The sequence below is a fragment of the Paraburkholderia sp. BL6665CI2N2 genome (assembly GCF_004366535.1).
Lineage (GTDB): Bacteria > Pseudomonadota > Gammaproteobacteria > Burkholderiales > Burkholderiaceae > Paraburkholderia.
This window is the reverse complement of record NZ_SORC01000001.1, coordinates 4835365-4850124: the sequence shown is the minus strand read 5'-3', so window position 1 is coordinate 4850124 and position 14760 is coordinate 4835365. Positions and strand designations below refer to the sequence as shown.

The following is a 14760-nucleotide window of genomic DNA, read 5'->3' as shown; positions in this document are numbered from 1 at the left end:
CGGAAACACAGCACGCATGCCGGATTGTCCCCCACAGATAAGACGATTGTGCGCCAGCACGGGCGCGGCGACGGCGATTCGCACTTTGCTGGTGCGGCCCGCGCCCCGTTGCGGGTCGGCGGCGGGCCGGCGGCCAAGGTGGCCGCGCATCAGGTTCGTTCTGACGGGTCGGTCTTTTTCGCGGGCGTGCGGATGTCCGGCGACAGTTGCGCGAAGATCCACGACGAGCCTGCCGTGATGATCCCGACACACAGGAACGTCGCGTGAAACGCGGGCAGCGAGTTGGCGGCCGTCACGCGCGGCAGCAGGCCGGTGAAGGTGGCGAGCAGGGCGCCGGCCACGGTCACGCCGAGACTCATCGACAGCATCTGGACCAGCGAAAACAGGCTGTTGCCGCTGCTCGCGCCACCGGTGCCCAGGTCCTTGAGCGTCAGCGTGTTCATCGCGGTGAACTGGATCGAGTTGACGGCGCCGAAGAACGCCAGCTGCACGAGGCGCAGCCACAGCGGCTGGTTTGCGGTGGTGAGCGCGAAGCTCGCCATGGTCAGGCCGACCAGCACCGTGTTGACGATCAGTACGCGTCGATAGCTGTGCTTGATGATCAGGCTCGTCACGAGGCGTTTGGACGCCATGCCCGCCGCCGCTACCGGCAGCATCAGCATGCCGGCTTCGAAGGCGCTATAGCCAAGACTCACCTGCAATAGCAGAGGAATCAGATAGGGCATCGCGCCGCTGCCGATCCGCGCGAACAGATTGCCGAGCAGGCCGACGCTGAAGGTATGGATCTTGAAGAGGTCGAGCGAGAAAATCGGCGAGGGCTCGCGCACGGCGTGCAAGCCGTATGCGACGAAGCAGGCGAGGCTCAGGATCAGCAGCACCAGCACCGTGGCGTGTTGAATGCCGAACTCGGTACGGCCGTCGAGCGCGAACGAGATCGCCACCATGCCGACGACCAGCAGCAGATAGCCTTTCATGTCGAACTTGCCGACGTGTTCGTTGCGGCTATCCGGCATGAAGATGAACGTGGCAATGCAACCGACGATCCCGACCGGCACGTTGATCAGAAAGATCCAGTGCCATGAGGCGATCTTCACGAGCCAGCCGCCGAGCGTGGGGCCGATCAGCGGCCCGATGAGACCCGGAATCGCCACGAACGAGAGCGCCGGCAAATAGCGTTCGGCCGGAAAGGTGCGCAGCACGGCGAGCCGTCCGACCGGCAGCAGCATGGCCCCGCCCACGCCCTGCATGATGCGGAAGGCCACCAGTTGATCCAGCGTGCGCGCGTTCGCGCACAGCAACGAGGCGATCGCGAACACGAGGATCGCGCTGAAGAAGACGCGGCGCGTGCCGAGCTTGTCGGCGAGCCAGCCGGACACCGGGATCATGACGGCCATCGTCAGCGAATAGGCGATCACCACTGATTGCATGCGCAACGGTAACTCGCCGAGGCTCGTCGCCATCGCGGGGAGCGCGGTGTTGACGATGGTCGAGTCGAGCGTCTGCATGAAGAAGCCGGTGGCGACGACCCACAGCATCACGGTGAGCGAGCGGGGCGAAGGTGTACTGGACGTACTGGATGCGGCGGCGGGCGGAGTCGGCGTGAACATGGAGGGCGGCTGGGCGCGCAGGGACGGGCTGTGGGACTCGCTATTCTAGGGAAAAGCGCGGGCCGGCGCTCATTCAGCGCTCAGTCCGACGCCGGCAATGCCGCCGCCGCGCGAAAGAATGCCTGCGCACGCGGATCGTTACCGAATGCGATGTGAATCCTGGTCCACGGACTCATTTCCATATTCGGCCGGAAGTGATTGCCGGGCACGACGGTCACCCCCAGCGGCACGCCGCATTCCACCAGCCGTTCCGCATTGCCGACATGCGGCACGCGAGCCCACACGAATTTCCCGCCCGCGGGCTTGTCGAAAATTTCCCAGCCCGCGTCTTCGAGCGTCTGAATGGTCGAGCCGAGCGCGTCGCGCATACGCCGGCGCAGGCGCTCCAGATACTTGCGATACGCGCCGCGCTCCAGCATCGCCACGGCGACCGCTTCGGCAAAACGCGAGCCGCCGATGCTCGTCAGCATCTTGATGTCGACCAGATCCTTGATGATCGCGTGGCTCGCGACCACACAGCCAATCCGCAGCGACGACGACAGCGTCTTGGACAGTCCGCCCACATAGATCACGTGTTCGAGCTGGTCGAGCGTGGCGAGGCGATCGGTGATGTCGGTCTGAAAATCGGCGTAGATGTCGTCTTCGATGATCGAGAAGCCGTGCTCGCGCGCCAGCTGCAGCAGCCGGAAGGCCACCGGCGGCGCCACGTTGGTGCCCGTCGGATTGTGGAACACGGTGTTGACGAACAGCAGCTTGGGCCGATGCGACTTCAACTGCTCCTGCATCACGTCCAGATCGGGACCATTGCGTGTGCGCGGAATGCCGACCAGTTTGACGCCGTGCAGCTTCAGCAGACCGTGCAGGTTGTAGTAGCCGGGGTCTTCGACAAAGATCGTGTCGCCTGCTTTCAGCATGTAGCGCATCAGCAGATCGAGCGCCTGGCTTGCGCCGTTGGTGATGAGAATCTGCGACGTGTCAGCCTGAATCCCCAACTGGCCGATGCGGCTTTGCAGATGCTCGCGCAACGTCAGGTTGCCGAGCGGGGTGGCGTAATCGACCATGCTCGCGAGATCGGTCCGCGAGACGTGGCGGATTGCCTGCGCGATGCTGTCCGCGTCGCGCCACGCTTCAGGGACAAAGCCGCTGCCGAGCTTGAGCGTTTCGCCCGGATGGTTGAACTGCTGCAACAGATGGTCCGACTCGTCCTCGGCGCGGCGGGGATCCGAGGAGCCCTGGCACTGCGTGCTCGGCGGCTGGCGATCGGCGACATAGAAACCGGAGCCGTGGCGCGAGTCGACGTAGCCGAGCGACACCAGCCGGTCGTAGGCCTCGATCACCGGAAACCGGCTCACGCCGTAGTCGGCGGAAAACTGGCGAATCGACGGCAGCTTCGAGCCAGGGTGGGCGACGCGCGAGCGGATCCACGCCGTGACGCCGGTGACGATCTGTTCGGTCAGCGGTACGCCATTATCCCGATCGAGTTGGATTTCAAGCTTCATGAGATTCTTCCTTCGCCGAACCGCCGACTGATGACTGATGCGGCTGAACTCTGCGCCACCAAACCCGCTGCGCGCGCCAACTGTCCGGTTTTTCAACTGAACAGTTCCGATAGAAGTGTTCGGAACTGTGCATGGGTATCCGATCATCGCACGTCAATAATCGGTACAAGAGAAAAGTTCTTTGAAGGAGAGAGCGATGCGTGAAGTCCGGATTTTCGAATTGGAACATGACGAGCCCGCGACGGCCTGGCGTGTCGCGCGTCCGTCGATCTTCAAGGTCATCTCGGGCGAGATCTGGCTGACCATCGAGGGCGACAGTGAGGATCACTGGCTCGCGACCGGCCAGTCGATCGAATTGCCGCGCCGCGCGGTGGCGTGGATCAGCGCGGGTCAGGCCGGCGCGCGCTTTGCGCTGGCGAGCGGCTCCGAGCGCACCGCAACGAAGCCGATCTCAGGCTCGCCAATGTTGAACTGGCTGCCGCGCTGGCTCGGCGCGGCCTGACGAATCGCCAGGCTTGTCCAGCCGGGTCCGTAGCGTCTCAGTTCGGCCCGGCAGCCTCATATTCCCCGATGTAACGCGCGCGCGGCCGGATCAGGCGGCCGTCGCGCGTCTGTTCCATGGCGTGCGCAATCCAGCCGACCACCCGGCCAACCGCGAACAGCGTAAACGCGGCGCCCGCCGGCAACCCCAGCACTCGCTCGATGGCGGCAAGCGCGAAGTCGACGGTCGGCTCCGCGCCGGTCGTATCGCGCACCGTGCGCGCCAATCGAAGCACTTCAGGCAACGGTGAACGCGCCGGCGCGCAGTCGGCGAGCATGGCGAACAATAGCCGCGCCCGCGGGTCGCCGTCCGGATACAGCGGATGACCGAAACCCGACAGCACCGGCCCGTGCGCGCCATGTTCGACGCGCGCGAGGCGGTTCGCCAGATAGCGGTCGAGATCGGGCGCGCGCGAGGCTTCTTCGAGCAGCGCGGCGATGCGCACCGTTTCGCCGCCATGGCGCGGACCCGACAAGGCCGCGAGACCTCCTGCCACCGCGCCGAACAGATGCGTGCCCGTCGACGTGATGCAGCGCACCGTGAAGGTGGACGCATTCAACTCATGGTCCGCGCAGGCCACCAGCGCCGCGCGCAGCAAGCCGGCCTGCTGGCGGTTACGCACATGCCACGCTAAAGCCAGTTGCCGATGCAGCGGCTCGTTCGACGGCGCCGCCGAGATCATCGCGGCAGCCAGCAGCCGCATGACGGCGCAGGCTGTATCGAGTTGCGCATCGCGGCCGAGTGCCCACACGCGCGGCATTTGCGCCGCCGCGGCCGGCAGCAGCACGAGCGCGCGATCGAGCGGCGTACTGTCGCCCCACAGCTTGAGCCACGCGGCCCATTGAGCGTTGGCGAACGGCACGGCCGGCGCATCGGTAATGCGCCGTGTGCTGCATTCCCACAGCAGCGCCGCGACATCCTCGAGCGATGCGCTTTGCGCCAGTTCCATCGCATCGTGCCCGCGATACAGCAGGCGCCCCTCGGCGACCAGCGTGATGGACGATTCGAGCACAGGCACGCCCCAGTCCAGCACCTTCTGCGCGACCTTGCCCGCGCGCTTGCCGTCTTCCTTGCGGCGCGCGAGGCGCCGCACTTCACCGGCGTCGTAGAGACGATGCTTGCCCTGCGCATCCGGCGACGAGCTCAGCATGCCCCGGCTCACATAAGCGTACAGGGTGGGCAAGCTGATGCCGAGCGCAGCGGCGGCTTCAGCAGCGGTCATGGCGTTGGAGGTCGGCACGGGTCGGCATGAGTCGGCATGGAAAAGGGCGGAAACCGAAGAAATCAATATATATTGATTATCATAATCAAGATTGATTGCGGCGGGGCGAAATTCTAGACTCGGTTCACTTCCTCCTGCTTCGCCAGGGACGACATGACACCTGAACTCGCTCTCAAACACATCTGGACCCTCGCCGGATGCGACCCAACCGCGCTGCGTTCCGTGACGCTGACCGGCGCTGATCCGGGCTTGCCGTCGGTCTACCGGGTCGGCAGCCTGGCCTCGGCGAGCATCGCCGCGACCGGTCTTGCGGCAGCCGACTATCAGCGCCTGCGCACGGGGCACAGGCAGCACGTGACGGTGGAAATGCGGCGCGCGCTGGCGTCGTTTCGCAGCGAGCGCTATCTGCGTGTCGACGACGGGCCGCCGCCGGCCTTGCGCGATCCGGTGATGGGTTTCTACGAGACACGCGACGGGCGCTGGATTCAACTCCACACGAATTTTGCGCATCACCTGCGGGGCGTATTGCAGATACTCGGTTGCGAGAACGATCCTGCTGCCGTGGCTGCCGCGATTCGCAACTGGGACGGCGCGACGCTCGACCAGACGCTCGCCGACGCCGGCCTCTGCGCGGCGTTGATTCGCACGCCCGACGAGTGGGCCGCGCTCGATCAGGCGAAAGCGATCGCGAGCTTGCCGCTCTTCGAAATCGAGCGCATCGGCGACGCGCCGGCCGAGCCGCCGCGCGAGCGCGGCGCGGAGCGGCCGCTGGCGGGAGTACGCGTGCTGGATCTGTCGCGCATCATTGCCGGGCCGGTGGCCGGGCGGGCGCTCGCGCAGCATGGCGCCGACGTATTGATGATCAACGGGCCGCATCTGCCGAACATCGCGCCGCTGGTGATCGACAACGGACGTGGCAAGCGGTCGGCGCTCGCCGATCTGCGCGACGCGGCGGGGCGTGAAGTGTTGCGCGGCCTGGTCGCCGACGCCGATGTATTTCTTCAGGCGTATCGCCCGGGAGCGCTGGCCGCGCGCGGTTTCGGTCCTGAGGAACTGGCGCGGGTGCGGCCGGGAATTGTCTATGTGTCGGTGTCGGCCTATGGGCACGAAGGGCCGTGGGCGCAACGGCGCGGGTTCGATAGTCTCGTGCAGTCGGCGAGCGGGATTGCCTTCACCGAGCGGCAGGCGGCGGGGTGGAACGAGCCGAAGCATTTGCCGTGTCAAGCGCTGGATCATGCGACCGGTTATCTCGCGGCATTTGGCGCGATGGTCGCATTGGCGCGGCGGGCTACCGAAGGTGGAAGCTGGCATGTGCGCGTCTCGCTCGCGCAAACGGGCCGGTGGCTGCAATCGTTCGGGCAGATTGCCGATGGCTGGCAAGCGCCCGACGTCACGCTCGACGATGTGCGCGATTGCCTTGCGACAGTGGAGTCGGAGTTCGGGCGCGTGCTAGCCGTGCAGCCGGCTGAGGCTTTGGACGAGACGCCTACTTACTTCGCGCTGCCGCCGGCCCGAATAGGCGCCCATGAGGCGAAGTGGACATGAGCACTTCAGGTCAGCTGGCCTGCGGCGAGGCGTGTGCCGACACACGACCAACGCACGCTTCGCGCACAGTGCAAAAGGCCATCTATTTCCTCAACTCCGCCACGAAGTCGTAGTAATCGTTACGGCAGTACGTATCGGTCAACTCGATCGCGCGCTGATCGGCGGTGTAACCCACGCGTGTGATCAACAACAGCGCCTCGTTCGGCGCGATGCTCATTTGCTGCGCGATTTCCTCGCTCGCGTTCACCGCACGAAAATGCTGCAACGCGCGGACAATCGTCAGTCCACGGTTCTCCAGATACGAGTACAGCGAATCGCCAATCGCCTGGGGATCGGGAATCACCGCGGCGGGGAAGGTGGAATTTTCGACGGCCATCACGATGCCGTCGGCCATCCGCAAGCGCCGCAACCGCGTCACCGCCGCCGCCGGCGATAAGCCGAGCTGAATCACCTCGTCGCGATTGGCCGGCAAAATTTCGCGCGACAACCACTTCGAACTCGGTGTGAAACCGCGTCGGCGCAACATTTCGCTAAAGCTCGACAGACGCGACAACGGATCTTCGTAGCGTGGTGTGATGAAACTGCCCGCGCCCTGAGTGCGTCGAATCAAACCCTGCTCGACCAGCAAGGCGATCGCCTTGCGGGAGGTGATCCGCGATACGCCGAGCGCCTCGGAAAGCACACGCTCCGAGGGCAGCGCCTCGCCCGCGTTCCAGCGGTTCTCGTGGATGGCGGCGCCGAGCTTGCGAGCCAGTTGCAGATATAGCGGCGTGTCGTTTTCCGGGTCCGGGCGCAGGTCGCGCCAGCGGTCTTCCGAGGCAGAGGTCATGGAGCTCACGCAAGAAGGGCAAGCGGCAATTCTATGACATCGGCGCGCTGTGTTATAGCGGGCTTTTGCCTGGTGTCCGATTGAATGCTCGTTAAACCGCTAAACTCGTCGCTATGATTTTTCGCGGCACGCGCCGCGCATTCGCATGCGCAGCGATATTGCCGACCACTGAGCCACTTCGAGGAGTCAGCATGACGAGCGACATCGCAAGCGTAAGCCTGCCCGACGGCGAGCGCGTTCCGAAACTCGGGCAAGGCACTTGGGGGATGGGAGAGATGCCGGCGCGGCGTGCCGCTGAGATCGACGCGCTGCGTTGCGGCATCGAACTCGGCATGACGTTGATCGATACGGCGGAAATGTACGGCGACGGTGCGACTGAATCGCTGCTCGGTGAAGCGTTGGCCGGATTGCGCGACAAGGTGTTTCTGGTCAGCAAGGTGTATCCGCACAACGCCAGCCGGCGCGGCGTGATCGCGGCCTGCGAACAGAGCCTCAAGCGTCTAAAGACCGATCAGCTCGATCTGTATCTGCTGCACTGGCGCGGCTCGGTGCCGCTCGCGGAAACGGTCGAGGGTTTCGAGGCGTTGCGCCGCGCGGGCAAGATCCGCCATTGGGGCGTCAGCAACTTCGACACCGAGGACATGGAAGAACTCGTCGCCACGCCGGGCGGCGATGCCTGCGCGACCAATCAGATTCTCTACAACGTGGCGCGCCGCGGGCCGGAGTTCGATCTGCTGCCATGGCTCGCCGCGCGCAAGATGCCGGGCATGGCGTACAGTCCGGTCGATCACGCGCGCTTGCCGAAACGCTCGCCGCTCGACGATATCGCCGACGCGCGCGGCGTCTCGGTGGTTCAGGTCGCGCTTGCGTGGGTGCTGCGCCAGCCCGGTGTGATTGCGATTCCGAAGGCGGCGCGCGTCGAGCACGTGCGCGACAACTATCGCGCGTCGCAACTGCAACTGGGCGCCGATGAACTGGCCGCTATCGACGCTCACTTCAAACCGCCGCGCGGCAAGCGGCCGCTCGAAATGCTGTAAGCACGGCGCGCCTTGTCAGTTGCAGCTGTGGTGCATGTGGACGGAGCCGAGCACCGCGACTTCCGCGGGCGTGTGCCTGAGCGAATCCTCGTTGACCTGGCCGGCGTCCGCGACGAATTCGTCGACGATCGACGACACCTGCACGTTGCGCAGGCACAGCGACACGCGCTGCGTTTCATTGGCGGGCAACGCGCTGCGCTGACCGAGGAACAGCACGCCATACTGATAGCCGTGGATGATGCCGCGAATCGCACCGACGCATTGACCTTGCGCGACGTTGTCGGTTTTCTGCTTGCAGGTTTGCGCGAGCGAATACGCGGAGAAGGTGGGGTCGACCGGCGGGGCGGCTTGCGAGAGCGTCGGCGAGAGCGGCTGTGCCGCTTGTGCCGTTTGCATTTGCGCGGGTGTTTGCGCCGACGTTTGCGCATGAGCGAGCGATGCGAGGCCGAGCGCCGCAGTCATCACCAGACCGGTGGCCACGCGCGCCGCGGAGCGGGGGACGTTTCGTTGCATGTTTGTGGTGCCCTCATATCGAACGTTGAATCTGATATGAGGCGATCGCGTCGGTTTGGTTCCAGGCGAGCATGCACGGGCGGCTGATTGTTCGAGTTTTTGCCGCCTGCGCGCACGTCCGCGTTCACGGTCAAGTGTGCGGTCCTGACGCGCGGTCCGGATTCGCGTCAGCCCGTGCTACTCGTCACGCCCGGCGTTTTCAGGCGCGTTTTCCGAGCCGTCGCCCGGCACCTTGCCCGCGACTTTTCCCGCATCGTCGCGCGACGCAGTTTGCAGCGCGCGCAATTCGTCGACGGGGATGTGGCAGCGGATTCGATGCGCGGACGGCGCCGCCGCCTTGCTTTCGCCGGCATCGACGAACGGCGGGTCCTGCTGCTCGCAAATTGCGCCGAGCTTGCGCGGGCAGCGTGTATGAAACACGCAGCCGGACGGCGGCGATGCCGCGCTCGGCAAATCGCCGGACAGGCGGATGCGGGTCGCGCCGCCTTGGCCATCGAGCGTCGGCACTGAGGACAGCAACGCTTCCGTATAAGGATGATGTGGTCCTTCGAACACGGCCGCTGCCGGTCCGATTTCCAGCAGCCTGCCCAGATACAGCACCGCGATGCGATCCGACAGATAGCGCACGACGTGAAGATCGTGCGAGATGAAAACGTAGCTCACGCCGCGCTCGCGTTGCAGATCGGCGAGCAGGTTCAGGATCGCGGCCTGCACGGAGACGTCGAGCGCGGAAGTCGGTTCGTCGCAGACCACCACGCGCGGTTCGCCGGCAAACGCGCGGGCAATCGCCACACGCTGCTTGAGCCCGCCGGACAATTGGCGCGTGCGTGAGCCGAGATAGCGCTCCGGCAAGCGCACGGCGGCCGTCAACGTGGCAAGCCGTTCGTCGATGGCCGGCCCGCGCAATGCGGTGAGCCGCGAGAGCGCGCGGCCGATCAGCCGTTTCACCGAATGCGCGCGATTGAGCGCGGAGTCCGGATTCTGAAAGACGATCTGCAGCGACTTGACCTGCTCGGCGTTGCGCCGCGTAACGCGCGCGGCGAGCGGTGCGCCGTCGAGTTCGAGCACGCCGCCCGCATCCGGCGTAAGCAGGCCGAGCATCAGCTTGGCGAGCGTCGTCTTGCCGCTGCCCGATTCGCCGACGAGGCCAAGCGTTTCGCCGCTGGCGAGATCGATTGAGACGTCGTCGACCGCACGCAGGGGAGCGCCGGATACGTGAAATGTCTTCGAGAGTTTTTCCGCACGCAATACGGGAGCAGGGGACTTGCCGTCGAGCGACGCACCATTGCGCTCGGGCACAGCTTCCGCACTCGCACGCGGCAATTCGATCGCGCGTTCGTGGTAATGGCAGCGCGACATCTGATCGCCGCGCGCGGCACTCACGCGATACGGCGGCGGTGCTTCACGGCGGCAGCGGTCGTCGGCGAGACGGCAGCGGTCCGCGTAGATGCAGCCCTGCGTGACCGAACCGGGCAAGGGCAGACTGCCCGCGATCGTGTCGAGCCGCTCGCTGTCCTTGCTGCGCCCGGCCGTGGGCAAACAGCGCAACAGTCCGACCGTATAGGGATGACGCGGCCGCGTGAAGACATCTTGCGTCGCACCTTCTTCGACCAGTTTGCCCGCGTAAAGCACGCCGACGCGTTCGCACATGCGCCCGATCACCGCGAGATTGTGACTGATGAAGAGCACCGCCGTGCCGAGTTCTTTGCGCAACTGCGCGACGAGGTCGAGCACTTCCGCTTCGACGGTCGCATCGAGCCCGGTGGTCGGCTCATCGAGAATCAGCAACGCGGGGTTCGAGGCGAGCGCCATGGCGATCACCACGCGCTGTTGCATGCCGCCCGACAATTGATGCGGGTAACTCTCCATCACCCGCTCGGGCGCCGCGATGCGTACGCGCTGCAGCATCTCGTGCGTGCGCCGCAAGGCTTCGTCGCGCGCGATGCCGGCGGCTTCGAACGCTTCGGAGACTTGCCGCGCGATCGTCAGCGACGGATTCAGCGCGTGCCCCGGATCCTGATAGACCATCGAGATCGCATTCGCGCGCATGTTGCGCAACGCGTCGGCGTTGAGCTTCTGCACGTCCTCACCGGCAATGACGATCTTGCCGGCCTTCACCTTGCCGTTGCGCGGCAGATAGCGCAGCGCCGCCATCGCGACGGTCGACTTGCCGCAGCCGGACTCGCCGACCAGACCGTACGCTTCGCCGCGCCGCACGCGAAATGAAATGTCCTGCAGCACTTCGCGATCGCGTCCGCGTATCCGGTACGTGACCGTCAGCCCGACGACGGTCAGCGCATCCGTGCGGTCGCTCTTCGAGACGTCGAAGGCGGGGAACGAGGAGGGCGGCGGGCCGTTCATCGGTCGAGCACGCCTTGCACGCTGTCGGCGATCAGATTCACGCCGACCACGAGACTCGCAATCGCGCCGGCCGCGAACACCACGGTCCACCATGCGCCGCCCGCCATCAGCGTGTACGACTCGGACAGCGCGAGGCCCCAATCGGCCGACGGCGGCTGAATGCCGAAGCCGAGAAACGATAGCGTGGCGACCGCGAAGATCGCGTAGCCGAGCCGCACCGTTGCTTCGACGATGATGGGCGGCAGCACGTTCGGCAGGATCTCGGCGAACATGATGTAGGGAGCGCGTTCGCCACGCAATTGCGCCGCGGCGACGTAGTCGAGATGGCGTTCGGCGAACACGGCGGCGCGCACGGTGCGCGCGGTGATCGGCGTGAACGTGATGCCGATCACCAGAATGACGGTGAAGTTCGACGCACCGACTGCGGCGAGGGCGAGTAGCGCGACGATCACGAGCGGCAGCGCGAGCACGGCGTCGATCGCCCGTCCGACCACGTTGTCCACCCAGCCTTCGAAGTAGCCGACGATCAAGCCCAGCGTGGTGCCCGCTATCGTGCCGAGCAAGGTGGCAAGCGGTGCGATGGTGAGAATGTCGCGCGCGCCGACGATCACGCGCGAGAGCACGTCGCGCCCGAGCTGATCGGTGCCGAACCAATGCGTGCCGTCGGGCGGCGTTAGCGAATTGAGCGGATCGGATGCGTACGGGTCGATGCGCACGATCCATTGCCCGGCAATCGCGCAGACGATCCACCATGTGACGATCACCACGCCCACCACGAAGGTGGGTGAGCGCAGCAGCAGGCGCACATGGTCGAAGCGCGGCTCGGCGGCAACACGTGGTGTCGGCGGAACGATGGTGCTCATTCGGCGCTCCTCACCCGCAGCCGCGGATTCAGCAGCACATGCAACGCGTCGGCGACGAGATTGGCGACGGTGTAGACCACGCCGATGGTCAGCACGCCCGCTTCGAGCATCGGAAAGTCCTTGGCCTTGGCGGCGTTGTAGATCAGCGAGCCGATACCTTGATAGTGGAACAGCGTCTCGACCACCACGAGGCCGCCGATCATATAACCGAGCTGTGTGGCAGCGACCGTGATGGTGGGCAGCAACGCGTTGCGCAACACATGCCGCCAGATCACGATATGACGCGGCAGGCCTTTGAGAATCGCGGTACGTGTGTAGTCCGCATCGAGCGCCTCGACGGTGCCGGCGCGCGCCATTCTCGCGATATAGCCGAAGAACACCAGCACGAGCGGCAGCACCGGCAGCACCAGGTGACGCAACTGTTCGAGCGCGCTCGCTTCGGGCGGATACGACGCCTCGATCGGCAGCCAGCGCAGCCATACGCCGAACACGAGAATCAGCACGATCGACGAAACGAATTCGGGCACCACCGTCGCCGATAGTCCAGCAATGCTGATCGTGCGATCGAGCCAGCGCCCCGCGTGCATGGCCGACCACACGCCGCCCGCAATGCCGAGCGGCACGACCACGATGAACGCCAGCAAGCCGAGCTTGGCGGAATGCGCGAGCGCCTCGGCGATAAACGGCCGCACCGGCTCACGATACGCGTAGGACAGCCCCATATCGCCGCGCACGAAATGCGAAATCCAGTCGATGTATTGCGTCAGCAGCGGACGGTCGGCGCCGAGCTGATGATTGAGCGCGGCGACCGCGCGCGCATCGGCGAGCGGGCCGAGCACCGCGCGGCCGATGTCGCCGGGCAGAAGTTGCCCGCCTGCGAACACGATCACCGACAGCAGCCATAGCGTAATCAGCGACAGGCCGACACGCGTCGCCAGAAAACGCAGGACGCGTCCCGCATTGCCGCTCGGCGCGGAGGAAGCGGAAGGGGTCACCGTGGTCGACATCGTGCTCTCCTGTCGCAAACGCGCCGGCGCTCAGGCATTCGACATCACGCGCTCAACACCGCGCGGTCGAAATAGAGTTGCGCGAGCGCGGTGAAGCGCACGCCGTTCACACCCTTGCGCATGGCGATCAATTGATCGTAGAAGAACGGAATGATGATGGGCGTTTCATCGAGCAACAGCGTCTGGATCTGCCCGGAGATTTTCTTCTGCGAGCCGAGATCGATGGCGGCGACGAATTGCGCGACCAGTTGATCGTATTGCGGATTCTTGAAGTGCGCGGCGTTCCACGTGCCGGTGCTGGTGAGCGGTGCATTCAGGAACACGTTCGGCACGCCGCGATGACCGTAGTCGGTAATGCCGAGCGGCGAGTCCAGCCAATCCGATTTGCCGGGCGTGCCCGCGCCGTAATACAGCGACTGGCTCTCGACCTTCAGATTGATGCGCACGCCGATCGCCTTCGCCGCGTTCTGCACGACCACCGCGAGATCGGGAATCTCCATGTATTTCTCGGTGGTCAGCGTCACGTCAAAGCCGTTCGGCACGCCCGCTTGCGCGAGCAACTGCTTCGCCTTCGCGACGTCGATCTTGCGCTGCGGGACGCCCGCATCCGAGGACGGAAACACGGGCGCGAACGGACTGTCGTTGCCGAGTTGCGCGCGCCCTTTGAAGAGGCCACGCACCAGCACATCGCGATCGAGCGACAATGCCAGCGCCTGGCGCACGCGCTTGTCCTTGAACAACGGACTGTCGTTGCGCATATGAATCTGCCGATGCGCGCTCGACTTCACGCCGACGGCCTTGTAATCCGGATTGTTCAGAATGCCGGCGCCGCCCTGCACGGTGAAGGTGCCCATCACATCGGCCTGATGGCCTTGCAGCGCGAGCAATTGCGCCTGTTCGTCGGCGTAGAAGGAGAACTGTACGCGTTGCGGTAACGCTTTGTCGCCCCAGTAGTCGGGATTGCGCACGAACGACGCGCCCACTTTCGCCTGATACTTTTCGAGCTTGAACGGACCTGTGCCGATGAAGCTCTTTTCATAGCCGCCCGCGTAGTTCGCGGGCAGGATCACGGCGTTGTAATTGTCCGAAGAAACGTAATAGGGGAAGTTACCGTTCGGCGCGTCCAGGTGAAACGCGACCGTGTGGTCGTCGACCACTTTCGCGCCGCCTTTGGACAGCACACCCTTGAGCACGGACAGCGCCGCCGAGCCGCTTGCCGGATCGGCGAGGCGGTCGAAGGTGGCGACCACGTCTTTGGCGCTGAACGTCTGGCCGTCGTGGAACTTGACGTTCGGCCGCAGCTTGAAGGTCCACACGTCGCCCTTGTCGTTCGGTTTCCACGACAAGGCGAGCGCCGGCTTCAGCACGAGCTTTTCGCCGTCGTCGTCGATCAGGAATTCGCCGGTCTGGTTCAGCAGCGCGAGACTGGCGGCGTCCGTCACGGTGAGCGGATCGACCGCGCCCGCAGGCGTCAGGTGAGCCACGCGGATCGTCTGATTCGTTGCGCCGGCGCTGCCTTGCGCGCGAGCTTGCGGCGCATTCAGCACGCCGCCGCCCACCAGCGACAAACCAATCACGCTGGCATAGCGCAGCAGATCGCGGCGCGTGATGCGGCCGGCGAGGAATTCGTCGATGGCGTGGTTGCCGTAGGCGTCGGCGGTGAGGCGGGCTGCGTCGAGTGCGAGAAATCGGTCCGCGGGAGTCTTCATCGATGGAGTGTCCAGTCCGTTCTGTTG

General features: G+C 65.2%; 12 protein-coding genes. 3 read left to right on the top strand and 9 right to left on the bottom strand.

Translation table 11 applies throughout. The features are described 5' to 3' along the window. Nucleotides 1-149 precede the first annotated feature (149 nt). Both mdtD and B0G81_RS21650 read right to left on the bottom strand, forming a co-directional pair. Entirely contained in the window at nt 150-1607 is a 1458-nt protein-coding gene (mdtD, locus tag B0G81_RS21655; RefSeq protein ID WP_134138294.1) for a multidrug transporter subunit MdtD, read from the bottom strand. Nucleotides 1608-1687: 80 nt separating this feature from the next. Beyond that, nucleotides 1688-3106 carry a PLP-dependent aminotransferase family protein gene (locus tag B0G81_RS21650; RefSeq protein WP_134138293.1) on the bottom strand — a complete coding sequence of 473 codons (1419 nt, stop codon included), beginning with the start codon at nt 3104-3106 and terminating at the stop codon, nt 1688-1690. A 196-nt stretch (nt 3107-3302) separates the two neighbouring features. On the opposite strand from B0G81_RS21650, the gene B0G81_RS21645 reads away from it, so the two are divergent. Then, complete coding sequence (locus tag B0G81_RS21645) at nt 3303-3608, top strand: DUF2917 domain-containing protein (RefSeq protein ID WP_116118160.1); 306 nt, start codon at nt 3303-3305, stop codon at nt 3606-3608. Between the two features lie 37 nt (nt 3609-3645). Here B0G81_RS21645 and B0G81_RS21640 read toward each other — a convergent pair whose 3' ends face one another. After that, nucleotides 3646-4887, bottom strand: coding sequence for a citrate/2-methylcitrate synthase (locus tag B0G81_RS21640; RefSeq protein ID WP_208328548.1), 1242 nt, complete (start codon nt 4885-4887; stop codon nt 3646-3648). Between the two features lie 135 nt (nt 4888-5022). Here B0G81_RS21640 and B0G81_RS21635 point away from each other — a divergent pair, with 135 nt between their 5' ends. After that, complete coding sequence (locus tag B0G81_RS21635; protein WP_134138291.1) at nt 5023-6414, top strand: CoA transferase; 1392 nt, start codon at nt 5023-5025, stop codon at nt 6412-6414. Nucleotides 6415-6496: 82 nt separating this feature from the next. On the opposite strand, the gene B0G81_RS21630 is transcribed toward B0G81_RS21635, so the two are convergent. Further along, the gene (locus tag B0G81_RS21630) at nt 6497-7243 is read right to left on the bottom strand and encodes a GntR family transcriptional regulator (protein WP_116118157.1); all 747 of its coding nucleotides are present in this window, start codon (nt 7241-7243) and stop codon (nt 6497-6499) included. 191 nt (nt 7244-7434) lie between these two features. Between B0G81_RS21630 and B0G81_RS21625 the strand changes: the two genes are divergently transcribed. Then, the gene (locus tag B0G81_RS21625; RefSeq protein WP_134138290.1) at nt 7435-8280 is read left to right on the top strand and encodes an aldo/keto reductase; all 846 of its coding nucleotides are present in this window, start codon (nt 7435-7437) and stop codon (nt 8278-8280) included. Nucleotides 8281-8295: 15 nt separating this feature from the next. On the opposite strand, the gene B0G81_RS21620 is transcribed toward B0G81_RS21625, so the two are convergent. The 5 genes from B0G81_RS21620 to B0G81_RS21600 all read right to left on the bottom strand — a co-directional run bounded on the left by B0G81_RS21620 (nt 8296) and on the right by B0G81_RS21600 (nt 14733). Then, nucleotides 8296-8793 carry a Rap1a/Tai family immunity protein gene (locus B0G81_RS21620; protein WP_134138289.1) on the bottom strand — a complete coding sequence of 166 codons (498 nt, stop codon included), beginning with the start codon at nt 8791-8793 and terminating at the stop codon, nt 8296-8298. A gap of 177 nt (nt 8794-8970) precedes the next feature. Next, nucleotides 8971-11154, bottom strand: a complete 2184-nt coding sequence (locus tag B0G81_RS21615; protein ID WP_134138288.1) for an ABC transporter ATP-binding protein — start codon at nt 11152-11154, stop codon at nt 8971-8973. Further along, on the bottom strand, nt 11151-12017 hold the full coding sequence (locus B0G81_RS21610) for an ABC transporter permease (protein ID WP_134138287.1): 867 nt from the start codon (nt 12015-12017) through the stop codon (nt 11151-11153). Before B0G81_RS21610 ends, B0G81_RS21615 begins: the two co-directional genes overlap by 4 nt. Beyond that, nucleotides 12014-13024, bottom strand: a complete 1011-nt coding sequence (locus B0G81_RS21605; protein WP_121307273.1) for an ABC transporter permease — start codon at nt 13022-13024, stop codon at nt 12014-12016. The genes B0G81_RS21610 and B0G81_RS21605 overlap by 4 nt, the downstream gene beginning before the upstream one ends. A gap of 44 nt (nt 13025-13068) precedes the next feature. After that, the gene (locus B0G81_RS21600; protein WP_134138286.1) at nt 13069-14733 is read right to left on the bottom strand and encodes an ABC transporter substrate-binding protein; all 1665 of its coding nucleotides are present in this window, start codon (nt 14731-14733) and stop codon (nt 13069-13071) included. Nucleotides 14734-14760: the final 27 nt, after the last annotated feature.

Excerpts from the sequence above, each read along its gene's own strand:
- mdtD (WP_134138294.1), bottom strand. The coding sequence starts at position 1,607 with ATGTTCACGCCGACTCCGCCCGCCGCCGCATCCAGTACGTCCAGTACA.
- B0G81_RS21650 (WP_134138293.1), bottom strand. The coding sequence starts at position 3,106 with ATGAAGCTTGAAATCCAACTCGATCGGGATAATGGCGTACCGCTGACC.
- B0G81_RS21645 (WP_116118160.1), top strand. The coding sequence starts at position 3,303 with ATGCGTGAAGTCCGGATTTTCGAATTGGAACATGACGAGCCCGCGACG.
- B0G81_RS21635 (WP_134138291.1), top strand. The coding sequence starts at position 5,023 with ATGACACCTGAACTCGCTCTCAAACACATCTGGACCCTCGCCGGATGC.
- B0G81_RS21630 (WP_116118157.1), bottom strand. The coding sequence starts at position 7,243 with ATGACCTCTGCCTCGGAAGACCGCTGGCGCGACCTGCGCCCGGACCCG.
- B0G81_RS21625 (WP_134138290.1), top strand. The coding sequence starts at position 7,435 with ATGACGAGCGACATCGCAAGCGTAAGCCTGCCCGACGGCGAGCGCGTT.
- B0G81_RS21620 (WP_134138289.1), bottom strand. The coding sequence starts at position 8,793 with ATGCAACGAAACGTCCCCCGCTCCGCGGCGCGCGTGGCCACCGGTCTG.
- B0G81_RS21615 (WP_134138288.1), bottom strand. The coding sequence starts at position 11,154 with ATGAACGGCCCGCCGCCCTCCTCGTTCCCCGCCTTCGACGTCTCGAAG.
- B0G81_RS21610 (WP_134138287.1), bottom strand. The coding sequence starts at position 12,017 with ATGAGCACCATCGTTCCGCCGACACCACGTGTTGCCGCCGAGCCGCGC.
- B0G81_RS21605 (WP_121307273.1), bottom strand. The coding sequence starts at position 13,024 with ATGTCGACCACGGTGACCCCTTCCGCTTCCTCCGCGCCGAGCGGCAAT.
- B0G81_RS21600 (WP_134138286.1), bottom strand. The coding sequence starts at position 14,733 with ATGAAGACTCCCGCGGACCGATTTCTCGCACTCGACGCAGCCCGCCTC.